Origin of the sequence: Alienimonas californiensis (assembly GCF_007743815.1) — a bacterium.
GTDB classification, from domain to species: Bacteria; Planctomycetota; Planctomycetia; order Planctomycetales; family Planctomycetaceae; genus Alienimonas; species Alienimonas californiensis.
This window is the reverse complement of sequence record NZ_CP036265.1, coordinates 270,759-293,199: the sequence shown is the minus strand read 5'-3', so window position 1 is coordinate 293,199 and position 22,441 is coordinate 270,759. Positions and strand designations below refer to the sequence as shown.

16 protein-coding genes and 3 pseudogenes are annotated in these 22,441 nt (G+C 65.3%); 9 read left to right on the top strand and 10 right to left on the bottom strand.

All coding sequences use genetic code 11. From position 1 onward, the window contains the following. The first annotated feature begins 22 nt into the window (after positions 1 to 22). Complete coding sequence (locus CA12_RS01200) at positions 23 to 1,210, top strand: glycosyltransferase family 4 protein (RefSeq protein ID WP_165700479.1); 1,188 nt, start codon at positions 23 to 25, stop codon at positions 1,208 to 1,210. 565 nt (positions 1,211 to 1,775) lie between these two features. Further along, positions 1,776 to 2,615: a sulfotransferase family protein gene (locus tag CA12_RS01195; RefSeq protein ID WP_165700478.1), complete on the top strand. Its 840-nt coding sequence runs from the start codon at positions 1,776 to 1,778 to the stop codon at positions 2,613 to 2,615. Between the two features lie 21 nt (positions 2,616 to 2,636). Here the strand turns inward: CA12_RS01195 and CA12_RS23160 are convergent, their stop codons facing one another. Together CA12_RS23160 and CA12_RS23155 are read right to left on the bottom strand one after the other, a co-directional pair. Then, a complete protein-coding gene (locus CA12_RS23160; protein ID WP_145361228.1) occupies positions 2,637 to 3,227 on the bottom strand; it encodes an integrase core domain-containing protein in 591 nt (196 codons plus the stop codon). A 215-nt stretch (positions 3,228 to 3,442) separates the two neighbouring features. Then, positions 3,443 to 3,889, bottom strand: a pseudogene (locus tag CA12_RS23155) (transposase); the annotation flags it as partial. A 296-nt stretch (positions 3,890 to 4,185) separates the two neighbouring features. Here CA12_RS23155 and CA12_RS22920 point away from each other — a divergent pair. After that, positions 4,186 to 4,314, top strand: coding sequence for a hypothetical protein (locus CA12_RS22920; RefSeq protein WP_261342387.1), 129 nt, complete (start codon positions 4,186 to 4,188; stop codon positions 4,312 to 4,314). A 33-nt stretch (positions 4,315 to 4,347) separates the two neighbouring features. Further along, positions 4,348 to 4,521, top strand: coding sequence for a hypothetical protein (locus CA12_RS23150; RefSeq protein WP_165700477.1), 174 nt, complete (start codon positions 4,348 to 4,350; stop codon positions 4,519 to 4,521). 100 nt (positions 4,522 to 4,621) lie between these two features. Here CA12_RS23150 and CA12_RS01175 read toward each other — a convergent pair whose 3' ends face one another. The 5 genes and pseudogenes from CA12_RS01175 to CA12_RS01155 all read right to left on the bottom strand — a co-directional run. Further along, positions 4,622 to 5,713, bottom strand: a complete 1,092-nt coding sequence (locus CA12_RS01175; protein ID WP_242688251.1) for an acyltransferase family protein — start codon at positions 5,711 to 5,713, stop codon at positions 4,622 to 4,624. A gap of 334 nt (positions 5,714 to 6,047) precedes the next feature. Further along, a pseudogene (locus CA12_RS01170) lies at positions 6,048 to 7,176 on the bottom strand (IS630 family transposase). Between the two features lie 917 nt (positions 7,177 to 8,093). After that, a complete protein-coding gene (locus CA12_RS01165; protein ID WP_145356796.1) occupies positions 8,094 to 8,897 on the bottom strand; it encodes an IS5 family transposase in 804 nt (267 codons plus the stop codon). 55 nt (positions 8,898 to 8,952) lie between these two features. Next, on the bottom strand, positions 8,953 to 9,732 hold the full coding sequence (locus tag CA12_RS23145) for a glycosyltransferase family 61 protein (protein ID WP_390614149.1): 780 nt from the start codon (positions 9,730 to 9,732) through the stop codon (positions 8,953 to 8,955). Between the two features lie 669 nt (positions 9,733 to 10,401). Next, a pseudogene (locus CA12_RS01155) lies at positions 10,402 to 10,998 on the bottom strand (TCP-1/cpn60 chaperonin family protein); the annotation flags it as partial. A gap of 651 nt (positions 10,999 to 11,649) precedes the next feature. On the opposite strand from CA12_RS01155, the gene CA12_RS01150 reads away from it, so the two are divergent. From CA12_RS01150 to CA12_RS01135, 4 genes are all read left to right on the top strand, one after another. Then, positions 11,650 to 12,846: a glycosyltransferase gene (locus tag CA12_RS01150; RefSeq protein WP_145356790.1), complete on the top strand. Its 1,197-nt coding sequence runs from the start codon at positions 11,650 to 11,652 to the stop codon at positions 12,844 to 12,846. 74 nt (positions 12,847 to 12,920) lie between these two features. Further along, positions 12,921 to 13,979, top strand: coding sequence for a FemAB family XrtA/PEP-CTERM system-associated protein (locus tag CA12_RS01145; RefSeq protein ID WP_145356788.1), 1,059 nt, complete (start codon positions 12,921 to 12,923; stop codon positions 13,977 to 13,979). After that, complete coding sequence (locus CA12_RS01140) at positions 13,976 to 15,184, top strand: glycosyltransferase (RefSeq protein ID WP_145356786.1); 1,209 nt, start codon at positions 13,976 to 13,978, stop codon at positions 15,182 to 15,184. The genes CA12_RS01145 and CA12_RS01140 overlap by 4 nt, the downstream gene beginning before the upstream one ends. Positions 15,185 to 15,304: 120 nt before the next feature. Beyond that, positions 15,305 to 15,919, top strand: coding sequence for a PEP-CTERM sorting domain-containing protein (locus CA12_RS01135; RefSeq protein ID WP_145356784.1), 615 nt, complete (start codon positions 15,305 to 15,307; stop codon positions 15,917 to 15,919). Positions 15,920 to 16,447: 528 nt separating this feature from the next. Here the strand turns inward: CA12_RS01135 and CA12_RS01130 are convergent. Next, a complete protein-coding gene (locus CA12_RS01130; protein ID WP_145356782.1) occupies positions 16,448 to 17,626 on the bottom strand; it encodes a DUF1559 family PulG-like putative transporter in 1,179 nt (392 codons plus the stop codon). Between the two features lie 446 nt (positions 17,627 to 18,072). Between CA12_RS01130 and CA12_RS01125 the strand changes: the two genes are divergently transcribed. Continuing rightward, positions 18,073 to 19,254 carry a glycosyltransferase gene (locus CA12_RS01125; protein WP_145356780.1) on the top strand — a complete coding sequence of 394 codons (1,182 nt, stop codon included), beginning with the start codon at positions 18,073 to 18,075 and terminating at the stop codon, positions 19,252 to 19,254. Here CA12_RS01125 and CA12_RS01120 read toward each other — a convergent pair. Continuing rightward, positions 19,224 to 21,653 (bottom strand): VanZ family protein, encoded by a 2,430-nt coding sequence (locus tag CA12_RS01120; RefSeq protein ID WP_145356778.1) that lies wholly within the window; start codon positions 21,651 to 21,653, stop codon positions 19,224 to 19,226. The two genes, CA12_RS01125 and CA12_RS01120, sit on opposite strands and share 31 nt — an antisense overlap. Beyond that, entirely contained in the window at positions 21,653 to 22,318 is a 666-nt protein-coding gene (locus tag CA12_RS22360; RefSeq protein WP_207622095.1) for a hypothetical protein, read from the bottom strand. Before CA12_RS22360 ends, CA12_RS01120 begins: the two co-directional genes overlap by 1 nt. Positions 22,319 to 22,441 lie beyond the last annotated feature (123 nt).

Genomic DNA, 22,441 nt, shown 5'->3' with positions numbered 1-22,441 from the left:
ACCGGCACTTCAATCTGCAGGCGTGCCCGTGCTGCTTATAACTGCCGTCTACCCGCCGCGTCACGGCGGCAGCGGGCGATGGTTTGAGGACCTCTACGCTCGCTTAGGCAGCACAGTCGTCGCAGCTGGGCCGTCGGACGATCCGGTCGCCGACGCGGTCCATGACGTCGCCTCACCGATTGCGGTCGAGCGCGTCTTCTTCCCCCCCCCGGGGACCGGTCTCATTCGTCCGTCATCCGCTTTAGACTATATGAGGTGTTACCGCGACCTGAGGCGGATCGTGTGCAGGGATCGAGTCGCCGCCGTTCACGCTGGGTGCGTGCTGCCAGAAGGACTGTTGGGGGCCGCGCTCGCGGCTCGGTTTCGCCTCCCACTGACGGTTTATGTTCATGGGGAGGAGGTCCGCGGGGCAGCGTTAGGGCGGGAGTTGAACGCGCTGGCCCGGCTGACCTTCCGCCGCGCGTCGCGGATCGTGGCAAATACGCAAAATACCGCCTCACTTCTCGACAAATACTGGGAGTTGCAGTCAGAGAAAGTATGCGTTTTGCATCCCGGCGTCGACGCGTCCCGCTTCGTACCGGCCCCGCGGAACCCGGCGTCCCGGGCCGCGCTCGGTTGGGGTGACCGTCCGGTGGTACTGACGGTCGGTCGGCTTCAGGCGAGGAAGGGCCAGGATGTGTTGATTCGGGCAATGCCGGCTATTCGACAATCCGTCCCGGACGTGCTTTACGCGGTCGTCGGCGCAGGCGATTATGAGGCAACGTTGCGTTCGCTCGCCGAAGAGTGCGGCGTCGCCGATGCGGTTCTGTTCCACGGGGCGGTTGCGGAGGACACGATGCTCGCGGCTCATCAGCAGTGCGACTTGTTCGCGCTACCAAACCGTGACGTCGAGTCTAACACAGAGGGGTTTGGCATTGTGTTGCTAGAAGCCGCCGCCTGCCGGAAGCCGACGGTGTGCGGAACCGCCGGCGGGACGGGCGAGGCGATCGAGGACGGGGCGACCGGCGTTCGGATGGACTGCGAGGATCCCTCCGCAGTCGCCTCGGAAATAGTCTCGCTCTTGACTAACCCGGGTCGCAGCAACGCGATGGGATACGCGGGCCGGAAGCGAGTGGAGCGGCGGTTCGATTGGCCGACGAGGGTAGAGGTGGCCCGGTCGCTGTTCGACATGGGGCCTGGGGCTTCTCCGGCGGAACTTGCAATAGTATGACCGCTGGAACTTGCAAACGTATGACCGCCGCGTCGGCTGCCGACGAGCATGCTATTCGATCGTCGCAAATGCCGAATTCAAGAACTGTTGTGTATTCCTGCTCCGCGGCACTCGTGTTGCTAGCTTCGGTGGCATGCCGGAGGGTTCTAGCTGGGGGGGAGTGGACGGTTCCATGTTATCCGCTGGCCTTTTCACTTCGAGCCCGTCCGGCCAAGGCCATGTTGCGGCGGGCCTTTGTCCCGCGGACAATCTTAGCGTGCGGTGGGGACGTGCACGTTAGCTTCAGTGCGTTGCTCACCTCTCCAGGCGTCGCCTTGGGTTCCCACAGCTACTGCAGTCCGTCCGGCGTGCTTGGAACGGTGAATATTGAGGAGAACGTGTCGCTGGATTCGCCGGTGAGCGTGAAGAACAGTGCCCGCAAGCACGACACAACCCCGTCGGTCCTGCGGGTCCCCGAGCAGCCTGGCGAGTCGCCGCGGGGGGGGGGCGGACGGGATGCATGGGGCGGTAGCCGGACAGCGGCAACCGGGGTGCTGTCAAAGCGGCTAGTGGAGCGATGGCGACCATGAGCGGCGAAGTAGACCCCGGGGTCGGTCGACTACCGGATTTTCTCGGATTAGGAGCGGAACGGGCCGCCACCACATGGTTGCACAATTGCTTAGCCCAGCATCCCGACGTATTTGTGCCACCAGGGAAGGAAGTGCACTATTACTCTACTCATCGGGAAAGGAGTCTCGGCTGGTATACCAAGCATTTCGCGGAGGCTCCCGCCGGCATTATGGCCGGGGAGATCTCTCCATCGTATTTGCACGACGCCGATCCAGCTGCCGTGCGGGATGCGCTACCTAACGCAAGGCTGATCGTGATCCTTCGCCAGCCAATGGCTAGGACCCGATCGGCGTTCGAGTTGTACTACCGCGAGAAGCCGGAGGTGACGCTGTCACAGGCACTACGCGAGTCGACGCACCTTGTCACCCGCAGCCTGTACGCGGACGCACTCACCCGCTGGCAGAATACATTCGGAGTGGAACGGGTGGGGGTCTGGCTGCACGATGATGTTAGTCAAGACCCCATTGGGACATTCGCAGCGGTCTGTCGATTCCTCGGAGTGGATGACGAGGTCGTCCCCGAAGCGACCGGGGAGACATTCAATCGGGTACTTTTCCCACGTCTACAGAAGCACTTCTATGACGTTAGGCTTGGTTGGGTCGTTTCTTTGATAAGCAGTTCGGCCATCGGGGCGATTATCAAGCGAACCGCCCGCCAGCGAGCTGCCACGGCTTCTGATCCAGCATCGGGTGCGGTGTGGGAGGAGTTAGCCGAACGCTTTCTTGCAGACATCGACCGCCTTGAGTCTACGATTAACCGTGATTTGTCGGCTTGGCGGGCAACCTGCGGCGGCTGAGTGCCCCGCGAACTGCAACGGTCAGTAGATCCATGTTTGCGTCTTTCCTCTAGCAGGCTGCTGAAAAACTCGATCCGAAGATGCTATATTTCCTCGGTCGACCGAACAGATCTCATAGGTAGGCGATGCGATTGGCCTGCCCCCAGAAACTGGTCCAGTCGCTATGAGAGCGGGGACGGGGGGGCAGGACGTGCGGGGCGGGAATGAGGCCGGAGGCCGAACGGACGCCCCGCACGTCCGCGCGAACGCCGCCGGGGCCGCGAGTCCCAGCGAACTGTGCGGTCGCACTTCGTTGTACTCACGCTTCCAGGCGCTCGTCAAAGCTCGAGCCTCCCGCAGGCTGCCGAACTCCTCGGCGGCCAGGAACTCGTCCCGCAGTTTCGAGTGAAAACTCTCCGCGTCGCCGTTCTCCCACGGCGAGGCCGGAGCGACGTACAGCGTGCCGATCTGCAGCCGCTCGGTCCAGTGCCGGATCGCCTTCGCCGCGAACTCCGGGCCGTTGTCGCTGCGGAGATGGTTCGGCGCCCCCCCCCCCGATGGCGGAACGGCGCCGCCAGCGTCTCGATCAGATCCTCCGCCGTGACGCTGCGGGCGACCTCCAGCGCCAGGCATTCCCGCGTGAATTCGTCCACGACCGAGAGCCGCTTCAGCGTCGATCCGCCGGTCGTCCGGTCGAAGGCGAAGTCCCAGGCCCACACGTCGTTCTTCCCGGACGCCCGCCGACGGTGGCAGGCGTTCGCGGAATCCCCCGTGCGTCGCTTCTTCTCTTGTTTTCGCGGCGCCTTGAAGCCTTCCCGACGCCAGAGCCGGAACGTCCGCTTGGCGTTCAGCCGGAAGCCTTCCGCCCTCAGCAGCGCGCCGATCCGGCGGTACCCGTAGCGCGGGCGTCGTCGGACCAGTTCGGACATGCGTTTCAGCAGCGGCCCCTCGTCGGACCTGGGCGTCGGCTCGTACCGCTGCGTGCTGCGATGCTGGTCGACGACCCGGCAGGCCCGCCGCTGCGACACGGCGAACGTCTTCGCTAGATGCCGGGCGGCGTCCCGTTTCCGCGAAGGGCCGCCAGTTTCCCGAGGCGAGTTCCTTGAGCGTCGCCTTGTCCAGCTCGGCCTCGGCCAGCAGTTTTTGAGCCGGGCGTTCTCGACTTCGAGTTCCCTGAGCTTCTTGGCCTCGGTCGCCTTCATCCCGCCGTACTGGTTCCGCCAGCGGTGATAGGTCGCCTCGGTGACTTCGAGCGCCTGCAGCACGGCCGCCAGGTCGCGGCCCGCGTTCAACATCGCGTAGGCGTCCCGCAGGCTGCGGACGATCTCCTCGGGCGTGTGCCGCTTGCGTCGTTTGGTCATGGTCGAATCTCCATGCCGATCTCATCGGCTCGAGACTCTCACAACCAGTGGACCAGTTTCCGGGGGCAGGCCAGCACGCCTAAGAGCTGCGGGCGTGCCGGCCATGACGGGGCCAGACAGAAGAATGGCTCGAAGGTCCACGCCGCGCGACACGCTCGGAAAACTGCTGGCACTGACCGTCACCGCCGCTAGCAAACAGGAGGGCGGAGGTCGGCGCGCTGCTAGCCCGCATGCAGCAGGTCGCCGAGGGGCAGGTGGAACTGCCGTGGGCGGAACAGGGCTACACCGGCGCAGATCCGGCTGGGGCGGCCGCCGCGAAGGAAGTCGAACTGGAGATCGGGCGGCAGCCGAATCCGTAGAGGGGGCTCTTCCTGCTGCCGCGGCGGTGGGTCGTGAAACGGGCGTTCGGTTGGCTGGGACGGTCCCAAAGATTGGCCCGCGACTACGAGCGGCTGGCGGAGACCCTGGCGTGCTACCACTGGCTCGCCTTTGCCGGCCTCCTGCTCTGCCTCATTATTCGCAACTTCCTGGCAAGATATAGGCCGGCACACCTTGCAGGGCGGTGACAATGTATCTGCATGGCCCTTGCTCCGTCGTCAAAACACGGACTCAGTTTCCGAACTGCGATTGCTTCTACAGTTCCTGCATGGACATGTTTATTCGCTCCTACGGCACAGGAATCTCAGAGCCGGCCCGGGGTCTCTCGACGATTGTTCCGGCAGCGACTGAATCTGGAACGTACGGATAACGATGCTTGTATTTGTTAATCGGGCGTTCGAAACAGTGCCACGACATAGCCGAAGTGAAGAACGTGAGCAGGAGAAGAAAAGGCCAACGTACCCAGTCGTTTGTTGATACGATTTCCGGCAGGCCGAGAAATAATGCTGCGTGAGACCACACAGGCGGGGCGAAACTGTGATAGATATATAGGCCATAGCTGATTGTGCCACAATACACGAGCGGGGGCCATTGCAGCACTCGGCCTGTGATTCCGGGGGCGCCCCTCCCGGCCGCCGCTACGAGCCACACCGCGATCGCAGATACAGAAAGCTGCCGAAATCCATAGATCGTCTCATTAAAGAATCGGCCATTTGGCCCAGGCGATTCAACGGTCAAAAAGACGAGAGTGAGAGTCAGCGGGACGTAGACGAGTGCTCCCAACCCGGCCGCAAGGTTCGTGAGGCGTTTGCCGAGCGCCGAATCTCGACCCAGCAAAGCTAGAGCAGATCCGCCCGCGAGTGGGGCGAGATTTGAGGTGGTTAACACGGAAGCAACTGCAGCACCATTCATTCCCGCGAGCCCCCTTAGAAACGGCGTTGCGGCGACTGCAGTGAAGGCTATCCAGACTGCGAGCCTTCTTGGCAATAGCAGAACCACTAAGGGCCAGAAAAGGTAGAACTGCTCCTCCACTGCCAACGTCCAAAAATGGCCGTATGGCGGAGTCCAATGGTTCCAGCCGACCCAAAGATTATGTGTATAGGTCACCAAAGGGAGTGAAACCGACCGCGCCGACCCGACATCGAAGGCGAGCAAAATGACGACCGCCGCGTAATACACGGGGAAGATCCGCAACGCCCGACGGGCATAGAATGCTTTAAACACCTGTCGCCTTTTAGCCCCCTCGGATCGCTCGGTTTCGCAGCGAGCACGCACGAGTATCCCGGTGATGAGAAATCCAGAGAGGGTAAAAAAGAGCAGGACCGCATAGTTGCCGGCGTCGAAGTACAACATGTGGGCCGGAAACCAATGATGTATCATTACGGCCAGAACCGCAACTGCCCGCAGGCCGTCTAGTTGAGGCATGTAGCCGGACGGCCCTGGTCGGGGTGTAGTCGAACACAAGATTGTTGCTTTCTGAGTCTGCATCGCAGGGCGGAAGTGGATCAGGCAGAAGTTACCGTGTTGCTTGCGTTTTCGCCCGCATGAATCGCCTCCTCGCCCACGATCAAGGTGATCATCATCACCGAGCACTTTGGTAGCGACCTTCGGTCCCCAAGTCCCGCCTCAACTCGCACGGCTCGCGCCAGCATTCACCACCGTGCCGGCCTGCGAAACTTTCAGCGCGTGCTGCTAGGCGTGCTCTAGTACTGCCTCAATCTGGGTTCGACGGGTAGAGCGAGCGGAGCTTCACACGGGCGTCCTCGGCGGCGAACTGCCAGGTCACCGTGCCGGCGGCGGCGTTGCGGGCCGCGGTCCACGCGGCGACTTCCCGGCGGAGCGTCTCCGCGTCACCGATCCGCCGGCTCAGACATTGTCGCCCCAGCACGCTCAACTCGATCTCGGCCATATTGAGCCACGAGCCGTGCTTGGCGTGTGCACAAATTGGATCCGTTCGCACAGCCGGCGGGCCTCCGCCGGCGGGAACCGCGTATAAAAGCTGCCGCCGCCGTGCGTGTTTAAGTTGTCCGAGACCAACAGGATTCGTGCGGCTTCGGGAAACCGGTCCGCCAACTCGCGAACGACCTCGGCGAAGTCGACGGCGGCCTTGTGCGGCCGGACCCAGGTCCAGCGGCGGTTCGTCAGCGGCTCGAACGCCAGAAACAGTTGAGCCACGCCCTCCCGCCGATCTTCGTGGTCGTAGCGGGCCGGCTCGCCCGGCCGCACGGACAGCGGCGTGCGAGTTTCGGAGACCAACTGCGTGTTCGTCTCGTCCAGACAAACCACGGGAAATCGTGCGTCGTACGGCCGCTGATAGATCGCCAAGACCTCCTCCATCCGGCAGACGAACCCGCCGGACTGCTTCGGCGGAATCACCCAGCAGCGCTTGCGGTGCGGCTGCAGGACGTTTTTTTCAAAACCTGCCGGACCGTCTCGTGGGAGATCGAATCCACGATCTCCAGTTCCACGACGCGGGCGGCCAGCAGCGTCAGGCTCCAGCGGGCGAAGCCGGGCGGCGGCTCCGAGCAGGCCAACGCGACGATGCGGGCCTGAGCGGCGCCGTCGATCTTCCGCGGCGGTCTGGGCGTGGGCGTCGGGCGGAGCGTCTCGTCCAGACCGGCCTCCACGAACCGCTGCCGCAGGCGTTCGACGGTACGGACCGAGACGTCGAAGGCGTCCGTCAGCCGGAGGTCCGGCCAAGCCGCCCCCCCGGGGGCCTGATCGGCCTTCAGCAGGATCTGCGCCCGCTGAAAGACTCGGCGGTCGATCCGGGCCTGTTTGGTCAGGGCGGAGAGCCGGTCGCGTTCGAGGTCCGTCAGTTCAACGCAGTACCGCTTGGCCATCGCCGGGACTCCATCCGTAGAGGGGGGAGTCGTCAGCATGGCCATCTCACCCGCCAATGTCAGCCTGACGCGGTACTAAGTTGTTCCTGTCATTCAGTGACTTCGGCGTTTGGCCTATCCGCCAAAACTGGTTCAATGACTGAAAAATCCTGAAGTCAATGAAGTCGACATGTAGAACCGACCCTTGGAGAACGGCACAAGCAGCACAAATCCGAAGGCGTCGTCCGCAAGCTGCGGGATGCCGGCACGATGCTTAGCACCGACCTTGGTGGCAGTGCTGCAGGTGCTCGAGGCCGCTGAAGCGATCGACAACCGCTGGCGAAGTGAGTACGACAGGATGAAAGCCGCGGAGGGGAGAAAGCCAAAGGGGGCTCCCCTCGGGATACTGGTGAGTCCCTCTGGGGGGTGGACCGCCGCCGCATATCTAGCAGTCTGCCGAAACACTCGAATGGGAGATCCTACGTGCACTTGGTCGACCGAACAGATCTCATCGGTGGGCGATGCGAGGTTCTCGAAGCGGTCAAGACCAGTTGTTCTGCGTGACCGACCTGGAGTCCCGGATTCGGTTGTACCATCCCGTACGCCCCCCTGAAAAGAAACGAGTAGACGGATTTCCGGACGGCATGAACGAGCGATTCTCGGCGGCGGGCTTGAAAGTCGTGCGGCGTCGGCTGCATCACGCTGCCCGCCGCGGCCGGCCGTGGAGTCGGCGCTTGAAGCTAAGGCTCGCCTTCTGCGTGATCGAGTGCTACTCGTGTCGCGGCCCCAATCGCCCCCGCGACCTTTCTCAAAAGTCGCAGGGCCGCCCGCCGCGTCCCCCCAGACCACGCTCGGAACGTAGACGGGCACAAGAGGCTGCAGCGATAATTCTACCGCTGAGCCTCACGGCGTTCGACACCACCTCGCCGTAGAGCCTGTTATGAAGTTTGTCGGATAATTCGTCCGAGCAGGAGGCCGAGGAAGGCGACCCAGTGGTAGCCGGCCAGCGTCTCCGCCAGCCGCTCGTAGTCCCGGGCCAGCCTTCGGCTGCGGCCCAGCCAGCCGAAGGTCCGCTCCACGACCCACCGCCGCGGCAGCAGCACGAACCCCTTCTTCGCCCCGTCGTGCTTGACGATCTCCAGTTCGATCCCCTCCTCGGCGGCGGCGCCCGCCGCGTCCGGTCCGGTGTAGCCCTGGTCGGCCCAGGCCAGCTCCACCGTCCCGCCGGTCGCCTCCTGAACCCGCCGGGCCAGTTCGGCGACCTGCGCCCGCTCCTGCTCGCTGGCGGCGGTGATCGTCAACGCCAAGAGGTTGCCCAGCGTGTCGACCGCAGCGTGGACCTTGGAGCCGTTCCTCTTTTTGGCCCCGTCGTAGCCCGCCCTGGCGCCGCTCTCGGGCGTGGATTGCAGAGTGCGGGCGTCGAAGATCGTGGCGGTCGGGTTCTCCCGGCGGTCCTTCAGCAATCGCTCGACGATCCGCAGGTCGTGGGCGATCGCCTCGAACACGCCGGCGGCCTGCCAGCGGCGGGCCTGCTGGTAGACGGCCTCCCACGGCGGAAAGTCGTTCGGCAGATACCGCCAGACGCAGCCGGTTTTGACCACGTACCGCAGCGCGTCGAACAGCTTCCGGGACGGGTGAAGTCGTTGCGGGGCGTCCTCCCGCATCAGCGTCAGGTACGGCGTGAGAAACTCCCATTCCGCGTCCGTCACGTCGCTGGGGTAGCCTTTCCGTGGCGCGTTCATGTCCCATTCGCGACTCCTGCAGAGCGAAAGTCAACAACAGGCTCTAGGCAGGCTGCTATCTCGAGGTAATGAGCTCGGACACGGCGGCTTCCAAAGTCTGTTCATCGACGTGAAAATCGCTAAGACTCGGACCAAACGTTCCTGGAGGCCTTTCCTTCTCGCTGCGACACACCATGCAATGATACTGAAGCCCAGCGGCAGCAGAAAGCGTGTAAAAATAAGGGTGCTGATGGTCGGACGGTACAAGTTCGAGGACCGCCGTTCCCTTACCGCAGAACGCTAAATCCGATAGCCCTCCCCCGTGAGGCCCAACGATGACGGCGGCCTCAGCGAAGTCCCTATACGATCCACCTCCACCGGACGGATCGTACACCTCAAAGTCGAAGCTCTTTACAATTCTCTCTACAGCTCGTTCATTAGAGGCGTTCCTTCGGCAGCCATGTCGTGATATGTAAAGTCGGCGTTCGCCCCCGTGACTGTCGTCCAGAAGTTTGCTTCTCAGATAACTCGGCAGCCATGGCGGGTAATTACGCCTGGTCCCGGGAAAGGTCGGTGCGATCAGGCATTCGGCGCAGAGGCTGTAGCTGTTCAGCTCGTCCGCCCAGATACATTTATCTCTGGGGACGCCTATGTGTTGAAGGATCTTGTCGGCGGTCTCAGAGGGAGGCTTAGGGCACAGGATATGGTCTACGTCAGCGAAAGTATTGCCGGCCGCTTCAAAAAGGTGAAGGCGCCCGATGCAATCCAATAGGAAATGCCCATAGCTTCCTGTGCCGAAGTCGCTCGCGAGAGTCAGGCAGCGACCCCTTATGTGTCGCACTTCCTTTCGCGGCATCACTCGGTGTCGGAGCTCGTCCGCATGTTGCGTATACCACGAATGGTCAGGAAGAAACCGACCCTCTTCGCCAAAGATCCATCCGTCTTTATTGTGTATTATCGCATCTTTGATCTCTAAGACGCCGGAGTCGGGAAAGTGGTCGTCAAGATTCTCGCCCCACTGCGGTTCGCCTTTGCCGTGCACGATAGGGGCACAGCGTTCGGCATGGCTTCGGATGTATACGGGTGTCCATTTTGCGCCAAACCTCGAGGCGAAATCTTCTGATGCCAGCCATCGCGAGGGATCGAAAGTCGAGCTGCCATCATCTCGGATTAAAGAGAGTGCTTTGCGGAATAAGCTCTTTGGCGTCATTTATCTGCGTTCGTCGGCAGGTTAGCCGGGGCTAATGTGGGAGGGGGGTATCGTGGTACGCCGACAGATTGCGGCGAAGTGACGCGGCTCGTGTCCATTGTACGCTGCCAATCTTGTGGGCGGCCCGGCTACGCCGCTACGCGGATTAGGAGATTCTGGGCCGGTCCTACACAGAATGGCCTGTCGCTGCAAAGAAAGAATGGGGCCGCGTATGGTCCACGACTCACTTCAAAACAGCCCACCCGAAGGCCAGCGGGGTGTCAAGTGTGTTCTGAAGTATTTCGCGAAGGGGTCTGCGTGGGACTTCTCGTCGGTCTACCGCACCGCGCCTGCGACGGTCGGGAGCTTGTCTTCGCCTTCGCCGGTTTTGGTGACGAGGCACTGGGTCGTCAGCATCAGGCCGGCGATGCTGGCGGCGTTCGTCAGGGCGCTCTTCACCACCTTCGTCGGGTCGATCACGCCGGCGGCGAACAGGTCTTCATACACCCCCGTCAGGGCGTTGTAGCCGTGGGGATCCTCGGCCCGGTGGACCTCGTCGGCGACGACGCTGCCGTCCTGGCCGGCGTTCTTGGCGATCTGCTTCGTCGGGCTCTGCAGCGCCCGGCGGACGATCTCCACGCCGATCTTCTCGTCGCCCTTGGCCTTCACCTCGTCCAGACCCTTGACGCACCGCAGCAGGGCCGTGCCGCCGCCGGGGAGAATGCCTTCCTCCACCGCCGCGCGGGTGGCGTGCAGGGCGTCTTCCATGCGGGCCTTGGTCTGCTTCATCTCCGCCTCGGTGGCGGCGCCGACGCTGACCACGGCCACGCCGCCGACCAGCTTGGCGAGGCGCTCCTGGAACTTCTCGCGGTCGTATTCGCTGTCGGTGTCGTCGATGCCCTTCCTAATCTGGGCGACGCGCTTACCGGCGTCAGCCGACCCGCTGCGGGACTGGAGGTTGGCTGGCTTCGCCTCGCCGACTTCCTCGGCCAATTGTCAGCCGTTCCCGCGTTCGATGCGGCTTATCAAACCCTGTAGATATTGGCCGGCCCGGCCGGGAAGCTCGGGCCGCCGGAACCGCGGCCCGATTCGTTCCGCTGAAGTGCCGCACTCGCGGGCCCACCGACACACCTCCCGAACCTGAAACGTGGTCGTCCCTGAGTTCCGACTGAACGACCCTCTCGAGTTTCAAAGTCTGATTGTATGTCCGCTGAGATGCAGTTATTGTGTAGTACTGATGCAAACCTCTGCAAGGCCTGCGGAGGTCTTTCGCCAGAGGAGTCCTTTGGCTACGCGTGCGGTGGTTGGAAGTGCTGATCGATAGCTGGCACGGTCACTCCTTGGACGAGCAGTTCGGTTGGATAAACTCTGCGTTCGGTACGCTTTACGAGGGGATTGCCCTAACCAGTGTGCGCTGCACTTAGGAGGTCGGCCTCCTTCGGCGGGCTTGATGATCCGCTGTGGGCCGCGCTGTTCCTCGCAAGGTGGTCAAACCGGTACGGCATCTTGAGATTGAGATGAAAGATCGTCCACGAGTCGATGCATAGGTTTCGGACCGTCGCACGGCGGCAGTAGTCTGCCCGGATGTCTGTCCTCCCCACCATCGGCGTTCTCCTGCATAGCTTAGATGTGGGCGGGGCGGAGGTGTTGGTGGCGCGGACGGCGGCGGCGTTGGCTCCGGCGGGGGCGGGGCCGCGGGTGCGGTTCGCGTTTGCCTGTCTGGACCGGGCGGGGACGATGGCGGAGGAGCTCGCCGCGGCGGGGCATCCCGTCGAGACGCTCGACCGGAGGGCGGGGCTGGATCTGCGGTGCGCGCGGCGAGTGCGAGAATGGGCCGCGGACCGGCGGGTCGACCTGCTCCACGCTCACCAGTACACACCGTTCGTCTACGCCGCACTGTCGCGGTTGCCCCCGACACGGCGGGCACTTGGGGGGCCGCCAATCCTGTTCACCGAGCACGGGCGGTTTCATCCGGACCTGCCGAGCCGCAAGCGGGCCGCGTTCAACCGGCTGGCGCTGCGTCGGCGGGATCGGGTGGTCGCCGTAGGGGAGGGCGTGAAGCGGGCGCTGATCGACAACGAAGGCCTGCCGGCCGAGCGCATCCGCGTCATTTACAACGGCGTTGATCTCGCCCCCTACGCCGCCGAGCCGGACGCGGCGGCCGCGGAGCATCGGGCGGCGGTGCGGGGGGAATTCGGGGTGCCCGACGACAACTTCCTCGCCGTGCAGGTGGCCCGGCTGGACCCGATCAAGGACCACGCGACCGCCGTGCGGGCCGTCCGCGAGGCGAATCGGGCGGAAGGCCGCCGCGTTCGCCTGCTCGTCGTCGGCGAGGGACCGGAGCGGGGGCGAGTTGAAGAGGTGATCCGGGCGGAGGGGGCCGGCGACTTCGTTACGCTCGCCGGGCTGCGGCGGGACGTGCCGCGGCTTTGGGCGGCGGCGGACTGTGGGTTGCTGACCAGCGTTTCCGAGGGCATCCCGCTGACGGTGATCGAGGCGATGGCCGCCGGACGACCGGTCGTCGCCACGGACGTCGGCGGGTTGCGAGAAGTTCTTGGCGGGGCGCGGGTGGAGTCGTGCGGTCGGTTGGCGGGGGCCGGGGACGCGGCGGCACTGGGGGCCGCCCTCCGCGAGTTCGCCGACGCTCCGGCCGCCGCGGCGACGCTCGGCACCGTCGGGCGGCGGCGGGCGTTCGAGCGGTTCGGTGAGGACCGCATGGTCGAGGCCTACGCCGAGCTCTATCAACAGATGGCCGCCTCGCACGGGCGGCGGGCGGACTGATCGGGCCGGGCGTGCGGAATCTGGGCGTCGGGCGTTGACGCAGCCCCGCAGGCACCGGGACAGTCCCCGTCCCAATGCCTCACGCCCCGCCGCCGCCGGTTTCTTCAGCGCAAACGACACTGGCTGATGTCGCCGCGGACTCCGCGGACGGACCCGCCTTGCGGCGGGACAAACGCTGGCTGCGGGTGCTGGCTGCGGCGTTCCGGCACGAGCCGGTCCTGCTCACCGTTCCCGGCTGTGACGGCCGACCCATTGCCCATCTGCCGCTTTGCCTGACGCGGTCGCGGCTGTTCGGGCGATTCGCCGTCGCCCTGCCGTACGTCAATACCGCGGGAGCGACCGGTGGCCCGACGGCGTTCGGTCCGCTGATCGACGCCGCCGTCGCCCTCGCCGCGGAGTACGACGCGAAATGGCTCGAACTGCGGCACGAGGCGCCGGTCGATCACCCGGCCCTCACGCACCGGCTCTCCCACAAGGTGCACATGCGGCTGCGCCTACCGGGCGACGAAGAGGCCCTGATGGCCTCATTCAAGAGCAAGCGGCGGTCGCAGCTTAGAAAGTGTCTGGAGACCGACGTCACCTTCCGGTGGGGCGGGGAGGAGGTGCTGAACGACTTTCACGCCGTCTTCGCCGAGAACATGCGGGACCTCGGCACCCCGGTTTTTGGTCGGGAACTGTTCGCCGCGATTCTGACGGAGTTTGACGGCGACGCAGAAGTGTGCGTCGGCTTCGACGGTCCAAAGCCCGTCGCCGGGGCGCTTCTCATTCACGATCAGCCCGGGACTGACGGGGCCATTCGCACGGCGGTGCCGAGCGCCAGTACGCTGCGGGCCTACAATCCGGCCGGAGTGAACATGGCGATGTACTGGCAGCTGCTCGACCGGGCGGTCGGGCGGGGGGCCGGCGAGTTCGACTTCGGCCGGAGCACGGTCGATTCGCCCACCTATCGGTTTAAGAAGCAGTGGGGGGCCGAGCCGCACCCCGCCTGCTGGCAGTTCCACGTGCGGAAGGGCGAACCCGGCGGCCTCAGCCCCGAGGCCGGCGGTTTCCGTTTGGCGGTGGAGGCTTGGAAAAAACTCCCGCTGCCGATCGCGAATCGACTGGGGCCGAAGATTGTGCGAGGGATTCCGTGACGGAAGTTCCCGAAGTTGACCCGCCGCCCGCCGCCCGATCACAATTTCACACTCTCGTCGTCTTCAGCGACGACTGGGGCCGGCACCCCTCCAGCTGCCAGCACATCGTGCGGCATCTTCTGGACGATCACCGCGTCCTCTGGGTGAACACGATCGGTCTCCGCCCGCCGCGGCTGGACCTCGCCACCGTCACCCGGGCCGCCGGCAAGTTCCGCCATTGGACGGGCGGCGGGGGAGCCGCTTCGGCACCCGCCGACGCCGGGCCGGAGCCGACGGTATTAAACCCAAAGATGTGGCCCTGGTTCCGTCGCCCCCACGACCGTCGCCTGAACCGCCAACTGCTCGCCCGGCAGCTCGTCGGACCAATTGAAGAGGCCCGGCGGGACGGCCCTGTCGCGGCGATCACCACAGTCCCGGTTATGGCCCCGCTGGTCGGGGCGCTGCCGGTCGACCGCTGGATTTATTATTGCGTGGACGATTTCTCCGTCTGGCCCGGCGTGGACGGGGCGACGGCGGGGGAACTGGAACGGGAAGTGGTGGCGAAGGCCGACCGTCTCGTCGCCGCCGGCCCGGGGCTCCGCGACCGGCTGATGACGATGGAGCGGCGGGCGGAGGTGCACGTGGTGGAGCACGGCGTCGATCTGGAGTTCTGGTCGAACCCGAAAGTTCCGTTCCCGCATCGGCTGCCGGAGGGGCCGCTGGTGGTGTTCTGGGGACTAATTGATCGCCGGCTGGACGTCGAGGCGGTGCACGCAATCGCCGACGCCGTCGGCCCCAACTCCCCCCGCCCGGCGACCGTGCTCCTCGTCGGCCCGGGGCAGGACGAACCGCCGGAGCTGACGAACCGCCCGAACGTCTTGCGGATCCCCGCCGTCCCGCACGCCACGCTGCCCGCCCTCGCCGCGGCGGCCGCCGTGCTGGTGATGCCCTACCGCGACGCACCCGTCACCCGGGCGATGCAGCCGCTCAAACTGCTGGAGTACCTCGCCTGCGGCAAGCCGGTGGTCGTGCGGGATTTGCCGGCGACGCTTCCTTACGCCGGCGCCTGCGACCTCGCCGCTGACCCCCCGGCGTTTGTCAACGGGGTTGTGCATCGCCTGAACCCCTCGTTGAGCCACGTGGAGCGGACGATCTGGTCCACCTTTTTGATCGATGTTTCTTGGGAGAAACGGACTGAAAAGTTCGTAACGTTTGCGCTGGCATGAAGGCGAGTCAAGGCTTATTCTCAGCGTCGCTTCAACGACAGATATGGCCCTCACGCGGTGCGATCCACGAGCGTAGTCTCCGGTTGCACCCCATCCTGCCCCCCAATCCCGCTCCTGCTAGTGATCTCCCTCTTGAAGATGACGGTACTGGCCGCTATTGCCGTGATTGGCTTCGCCGGATCAGCGTCAGCTGCCATGTCGACGACTGGCCCGATCAGTCTTACCTTCTCCGGGAATCCAGGCACTGCTGACGATGTTGTAACCAGTCTCACGCTGAACAATCCGAAAGCAGGCAGTCTGGCGACTTTGACGCTCACGCTATTTGGTGACTTCGGCCTGCAGAGTTTTGCGGCCGGTGATCCCGAATTCGCCTCGATTACCTTTGGGGGCGTGTCGTTGGGGAACATCCTGAACAGTGTCACCACGGACGATGGTTTTACGTTTAACACGGCCAACGATGTAGGCGTCGACGGTACGAACGTTGGTACAGCCTCTATATTTATCGGCTCTCCGTTCAGTTCTGGTGGAACCTTTGCCTTAATCTTCGAATTCGGCGACCGGGTAAATCAGATTCCTGGGGGCGGAGATTTCGTGCAGGCGCAGATCGATTATCAGCAGGAGTCGGTTGAGGGTTCCGCTGTGCCGGAACCGGCGTCTCTCGCTTTGCTCGGGCTAACGGCGTGCGGGATGGTTTTTGGAGGTCGGCGCCGGAAGCAGATTCCCTCAGCTGTCTGACGGTTTCTGCCGCTCGATATCTCAAGGGCGGGGCGGCGACGCCCCGCCCTTTTACAATTTTACTGCCGTTTCCTTGGCCCCATCGCCGTCCACCGCCGGGTGCTGCTTGTCTGGCCGCTGACGACGCGTTTTGATGGCAGGGACGGAAATCGAGTTCGTGCCGATCGGCGGAGCCTTCGTGCGATTAACAAGGCAGTACTGCGGCTCTATCGGCGCGTCTCGCCAGGCTTTGCGGAGGAGTTCGAGAACGCGCTGCGCTGCGGGCTGGATCAGGTGGACATGTGGTTGAGCTTGCGGCGGCTTGGCCCGCCGACGACCGCGGAGCGAGCCGCTGCCCGGGGGGACTGGACCTACTGGCGGACCCGTTAAGCGTCCTCCGCGTGAGACGGCTGAACCCGAAAAAGGGACCGGGCCGGTAGGACCGCCGGTCCGGCCGCAAGTTCCCATGTCGGGGGCCGTCCTCTGCGCACGAAAGCGCCGCGGCCGGTTACCCGACCACGGCGCGGGAGCCGAAGGGTCCGGCGAGGTTCAATCGTAGTCGGAGGAACTAACCGGGGCCTGCAGCGGCATCCCAGAGCGCGCACCCCCATTTCGGGGGAACACTAAAGTCGATCCGCCGCTGGAGATCAATCGGAGGTACACGTCGCGGGCGATCGTATCGTTGAAGCTGGTTGCCCGCCCGTCGCAGAAGCCGACGATGATCGCCCCGCCGGAGTGCTCCGACGACGGCCGCGGCCGCGGCACGTTACTGTTAAACTTTGCGTTCGGCCTGCCGGGCTCGGTGAACGTTCCGTACGGGCCTGCGGGGGCGGAGTCGCCTGGAAATTCTACAACCCATCCGTCGTCCGGGAGTACGGCTCCGAAGGCGAGGCCGAAGGTGTTGTCGTTCAGCCAGTTGGCGGCGGTGTCGTTCTCGGAGATCCACATCGTGTTCGTTGTGCCGTCCCAGTTGCCGATCTGATCGAGAGTCAGCTGGGCCGAGGCGCCGCCCGCAGCGTCGACATCGCCGCCAATTGGGTTATGCATCGCCCCGGACTTTAAATGAACGTCAGTCTTGTTGGGTGCTAAAGCACCAGCCACGACCCAAGTGTAGCTGTTTGGTCGATGAGACCCGGGATCCGAGCCCGTGCCGTCGACGTTCGGCACGATGCTATCGACGAAGTAGCCGCCGTTGGCTCGGTAGCTCAGACCGAAGTTGGCGCCACTATTGGCGCTGTCATCCGGGCAGATGTAGCTCTTAATCTGGCCGGTGCCGAGGCCGAGCACGGCGATTCTGTTCGTGAACGGCGCCGCGGTGGCCGCCGTCAGGTGTAGTTCTTCGAGGCTGTTGATCGTCCGATCCTGCGACCGGGCGTCCATCTGCGGCAGGATCGCCCGCGGCCACGTATTGCGGGCCCCGACGGCGGCATCGGCGCCGGCGGCCCCGGCGGACGCGGGGGCGAGGCGGTAGACGCCGTCGCGAATATGGGGCAGCTTGCCGCTGTCGCTGGTGGCCTTATTGGTCAATGCCAGCGTAATCTGCTTAACATTGTTCTGGCACTGCATCAGCCGGGCGGCGGCGCGGGCCTGTTGGACGGCGGGGGCCACCAGCGAGATCAGCACCGCGATGATGCTGATCACGACCAGCAGTTCGATCAGCGTGAAGCCGGTGCGGACGGAGCCCCGCCGCGCGAAGGCGTGCGGTCGGCAAGGGCGGGGAAACTTCATTGCGTCGGTGCCTCAGGTGGACGGGGACTCAGGGAGCCGCGGGATGCGCGACCGGGCTTCCACCGATTCTATCGAATTCGGGACGAAGAGAGGGTCAGATCTCAGGTATTTCCGTGCCCAATGCTATGGCGACGCCCCGGCAGCGAGGCGGTGACTCCGCGGCGGGATCTAAACGGCTCTCAAGCTCCCCCGGGAGGCACTAAAGGGTCCGCGAATCACGCCCGGAATGCCCCGTCGGTACCCAATCCGGACGCCACCCCCACGCAGGTGCCCCCCTTCATCAGAGGCGTGCGAGACGAACGACCTCAATCTCGTCGTCCTCGGGGCTGCGGACGTGGCGGCGGTACGGCGTCAGCCCGCTCCTACGGCGGACGGATTGACCTGCGGGGGGGCCGAGGCGATGTTGCGTCCGCCTCGCTCTCCCGACGTTCTGGATCATTCGCCCCGTGCCGGTCGCTTCCCCCGTGGTCCTGCACGTGCGGGTGGTGACGGGGACGGGCGGGGGGCCGGAGAAGACGATCCTAAACTCCCCCCGCCTGCTAGCCGACCGCGGCTACGCGGGGCTGTGCGTCTTCCTGCACCCGCCGGGCGATCCTGGCATCGAGGACCTCCGCCGCCGCGGCCGGGCGGCCGGCACGGAGATCGTCGCCATGCCGGACCGCGGGCTGCGAGACCTGTCGGTCGTGCGTTCGCTGGTGCGGCTGTGCCGGGAGCGGGAGGTCCGGATCTGGCACGGGCACGACTACAAGAGCAACGTGCTGGGCCTGCTGGTGCGTCCGTTCCACCGCATGGAATTGGTCACGACGGTCCACGGCTGGGTGGACAAAACAGGTCGCATGCCGCTGTACACGCGGATCGACAAGGCGGCGCTGCGGTTCTACCGCCGGATTCTTTGCGTCTCGCCGGACCTGGTGGAGGAGTGCGCCGCGGCGGGCCTGCGGCGGGACCGGCTGGAGCTGGTGGAGAACGCGATCGACGTGGAGGCCAACCGCCCGCCGACCGCCGCAGAGCGAGCCGCCTCACGGGAGCGGCTGGACCTGCCGGAGGGGCGGTTCGTGGTCCTCGGCGTGGGACGGCTGAACCCGGAGAAGGCGTTCGACCGACTGATCGACGCCGTCGCCGCCCTGCGGGCGGACGGCGTCGACGCCGAGCTCCTCATCGCCGGCGACGGCGCGGAGCGGGCGGCCCTCCAAACGCGGATCGACGCCCTCCCGAAGCCCGCCCGGTTCCGGCTGCTCGGCTACCGCACCGACGTGAACGACCTGCTCGCCGCGGCGGACGCATTCTGTCTCTCCAGCCTGCGGGAGGGTCTGCCGAACGTCGTGCTGGAGGCGATGGCCCGCGGGCTCCCCGTCGCCGCCACCGCCATCGCCGGCGTCCCCCGCCTGATCGCCGACGGCGAGACCGGCCTACTCGTCCCCCCCGCCGACACGCCTGCGTTGACGGCGGCACTGGCGCGACTCGCCGACGACGAAGTCCAGCGTCGCCGCTTGGGGGAGGAGGGCCGGGCGACGGTCGAGACCCGCTACAGCTTCGCCGCCCGCATGGACCGCGTCGCGGCGGCGTACGACGAACTGGTGGTAAAGTTCCGGCTCGCTCAGCCGAGCGAGTCGACGGAGCCCGCGTAAATCAGGCAGGCGACGGAGGCGAGCCCGACGCCGACGGTCCAGCGGACCACATTCAGTCCCCGCCCGGCCATCGGCACCGGCGTCAGGAACGGGGAACGCGCGAAGACGGACGCAAGGCTTGCTCCCACGGCGGCGCCGACGGCGGCCGCCAGCACGTCCGTGACGTCGCAAACCCGCCCGCGGACGAAGAACTGCCCGCCCTCCAATGCGGCGGCGGCGACAAGACCTACCACCCACGCCGGCCGGAAGGTGCGTGTCGGCCGATCTGGGGGCGTCCAGAAGATCGCCGCCAACAAACCGAACGGCACCGCCCGCAGGACCGACCAAGTGAAATCCTCGACCGTCCAGCCGGGGCCGAAGGGCACGGGGCGGAAACCGCCTCCCTGCAGCTTGTGATAAAGGTCGACGGGATGAACGAGCGGATCGAACGGCCGAAGCGTCCACACCGCGACGAGTGCGACCGCGATAACCGCCGCGAAGTCAATCGGCTGGAGCGTGCGGACCGCTCTGGAGCGACTCAGCCGCTTTTTCACCCACTGGGTCGCGGACGGGCCAACGGCAAACCAAGCAGCCACCCCCATGACGGCCCCGCAAACCTGAGCGTAAAGGTCGTATTTCGTCGATGTCCGACCTTCAAGCAGCAGCTGCGATGATTCTAGGATGAACGCGAGTGCCGCCGAACCACCGATGGCCGCGACGACTCCCGTAATACTCCAGAACAGCGAACGACGTTCGACGGAAAAGGCGCCGCCGGGGCGGCCGAACCCACGCCCGATCATTGCGACGGCAACCGCGAAGAACCCCAGTGGCACGCCCGCGAGGGTGTTAACCGTCCAGTCGACGTTGCTGATCGCCTCAGCGTCGAAGGGCAGGTCGGCGAAGCGACGGAACGTGGTGCCCCAATCCACGCTCAGCCACGATCCGCCATCGGCCGGCGAGAACGGTGCCAGGGAGGCGGCGGCCATCAGCGAGATCCAACCGGCCAGCGCAAAAACAGCGTGTGAGCGGCGGGGCGGGGGGGCGGCGAAACGGGCGTCGGTGGTGACGGGCCGCGGCCGAATCGCTCTCGCCGCCGTCCGGTGCAGCCACCAAAGGATCCCCAACGCCAGCGGCGTCAGTACGGCCGCGACAGTCAGTCGCAGGCGATGCCGTTCGGCACGGACAGAGGCCTCTTTATGAAGATCCGCCGCCGGGCGGGTCGGCGTGAGATTCTGCGGCGGGTCCTTCAGTTTTGGATCGACGCCGTATACGCCGCTGACTTCCTCAACCGGAAGTCCGCTCGGCGTGCTGCGGGCCGGGTGAGTGACGCAGTACCAGATGTTTCCGGCGAATGTGAAGGTTTCCGGACGGGAGTTGGCGCCGACGTTCACGAACGTCAATAAGTCCCCGTCGTGCCAAACGACGGTGTTGCCGACGAACTCACCCCCCCGAGTCGGAACCATCCGCTCGCCGTTGTTTTCCCGGAGGATGCGGATCGGGTAGCGGGTTTGGCGGTAGAGCACGCAATTCTCGACGCGAGTGCTGTCCGAACCGATGAAGGCCACCGCGGCACTCGCGCCGACTAACTCGCAGCCAAGCACGCGTACTTCCGTCGCTTCCGCAGTCGCTCCGGGCGGCCGGAAGAACTGGTCGCCTGTTAAGCCGCCGACGTTCACGCACCGCTCCGTCACGCCCTCGACCCGACAGTCAGCGAAGAGAACGTCTCGGCTACCGCCTTTCGCTTGGAGGCCGACAGCACTTTTCCCCCCGCCGTCGATTCGGCAGCCACGAACGATTACGTTATGACAGCCGACCAAGTCGATTCCCTGTCCCCCCCGTCCCCACCCGGAGACGGTGCAGTCGACGATCTTCAAGTCATCGATCCCGGTCAGCTTGAATCCGTCGTGATTCCCCCGGCCGCCGCTGTCGCGCGAGGTGATCCTCTGGAGAGTTAGCGGTCCCGCGGGTTGATCCCGACGTCCACTATCATCCGCGTTGAGTCCGTTGTCGCCGGACCCTTCGATGATGAGGTCGCGCAGCACGGTGTGCGTGGGGCGATGCAGTCTGAATACTTCGAACCCGCCTCGGAAAACAGGTGGATCGTCTCGATTAGTGCCCGCGAGCGTGATCGGTCGCCCCGGCTCACCGCGGGGGGACCAACGGATGCCGCCCCGGTACTCGCCGGGGAGAATTAGAACGGTGTCGCCGGGGCCCGCGTCCGACAGCGCCCGCCGCAACTCGGCGTCTGATCCCACCGTCATGACGTCCGCGTCGGCGGTGCCAGTCGCCCACAAGATCAGTGCCGCGACTGCGACCAGCCGGGGCAGAAGCTTCGGGCGGTCCGCAAACCCGTTCCCGCGACGCTCCTCGGCCAGCAGTGATGATGTCAACAGGATCTGCGGAACTTGGGAAGCCGCCATTATTGGCCGCGCGTGACCGCCAGATCCCTGAAACGCCGTCCCTTCCCGGCCAGCAGGCCGATGCCCCAGAGCGTCGCCAATGCGACGGAGGTCGGCTCCGGGGTCGGGTGAACTGTCAGCGGCGGATCTCCTGGTCCCGGTGAGCCGCCGCCGGGATCGCCCGAGAAGGAGGCGGGACCGAACGCCGCGACCCCGGCCCCGCCGAAGCCGCCCGCCCCGCCTCCGAATCCGCCCGCCCCGGCGCCGCCGCCGGCGAGACCGCCTCCGCCCGGCACTCCGAGGGAGCCCATCGTCGAACCGAACGTGCCGACCACGCCGGTTCCGCTCATCACGCCGCCGCCTGCGGCGGCGGACGCTCCACCCGCAAAGCCCGCGGCCGATTCTGTGGCGCCGGCGGCTTCATCACCCGTCGTCGCGGCCCCGTCGATCGACGAGAGCGGCACGCAGCACATGATCGGCGGGACGGGACCGAACGTGATCTGCTGAGGGGGGCAGACGACGACGTCCGGCTGAAATGGACGCAAGCGTCCCAGATCCCGCTCGATCGAGCGGAAGAGGGAAATAACCGGTCCGGCCGCAGCGGATTCCGCGGAGGCCGGAACGAACCACAACGCAACCAACACTGCGATCCACGTTCGACGGCGCGAGCAATGGCGAGCGGACACAGGTTGGCGGGGCGGTGGGGGAGGGGCCGCGACATTGGTGCGCGGGGCGGGCTGCTGATCTTCCACGTTCGCCCCCCCCGCTTCAAGCAGGAACCCAAACCGCAATCGGTCGCTCTTCCTCAA

Excerpts from the sequence above, each read along its gene's own strand:
- CA12_RS23160 (WP_145361228.1), bottom strand. The coding sequence starts at position 3,227 with ATGCCTGGCGCTGGAGGTCGCCCGCAGCGTCACGGCGGAGGATCTGAT.
- CA12_RS01195 (WP_165700478.1), top strand. The coding sequence starts at position 1,776 with ATGAGCGGCGAAGTAGACCCCGGGGTCGGTCGACTACCGGATTTTCTC.
- CA12_RS01165 (WP_145356796.1), bottom strand. The coding sequence starts at position 8,897 with ATGAACGCGCCACGGAAAGGCTACCCCAGCGACGTGACGGACGCGGAA.
- CA12_RS01150 (WP_145356790.1), top strand. The coding sequence starts at position 11,650 with ATGTCTGTCCTCCCCACCATCGGCGTTCTCCTGCATAGCTTAGATGTG.
- CA12_RS01130 (WP_145356782.1), bottom strand. The coding sequence starts at position 17,626 with ATGAAGTTTCCCCGCCCTTGCCGACCGCACGCCTTCGCGCGGCGGGGC.
- CA12_RS01120 (WP_145356778.1), bottom strand. The coding sequence starts at position 21,653 with ATGGCGGCTTCCCAAGTTCCGCAGATCCTGTTGACATCATCACTGCTG.
- CA12_RS01175 (WP_242688251.1), bottom strand. The coding sequence starts at position 5,713 with ATGATACATCATTGGTTTCCGGCCCACATGTTGTACTTCGACGCCGGC.
- CA12_RS23145 (WP_390614149.1), bottom strand. The coding sequence starts at position 9,732 with ATGCCGCGAAAGGAAGTGCGACACATAAGGGGTCGCTGCCTGACTCTC.
- CA12_RS22920 (WP_261342387.1), top strand. The coding sequence starts at position 4,186 with ATGCAGCAGGTCGCCGAGGGGCAGGTGGAACTGCCGTGGGCGGAACAG.
- CA12_RS01145 (WP_145356788.1), top strand. The coding sequence starts at position 12,921 with ATGCCTCACGCCCCGCCGCCGCCGGTTTCTTCAGCGCAAACGACACTG.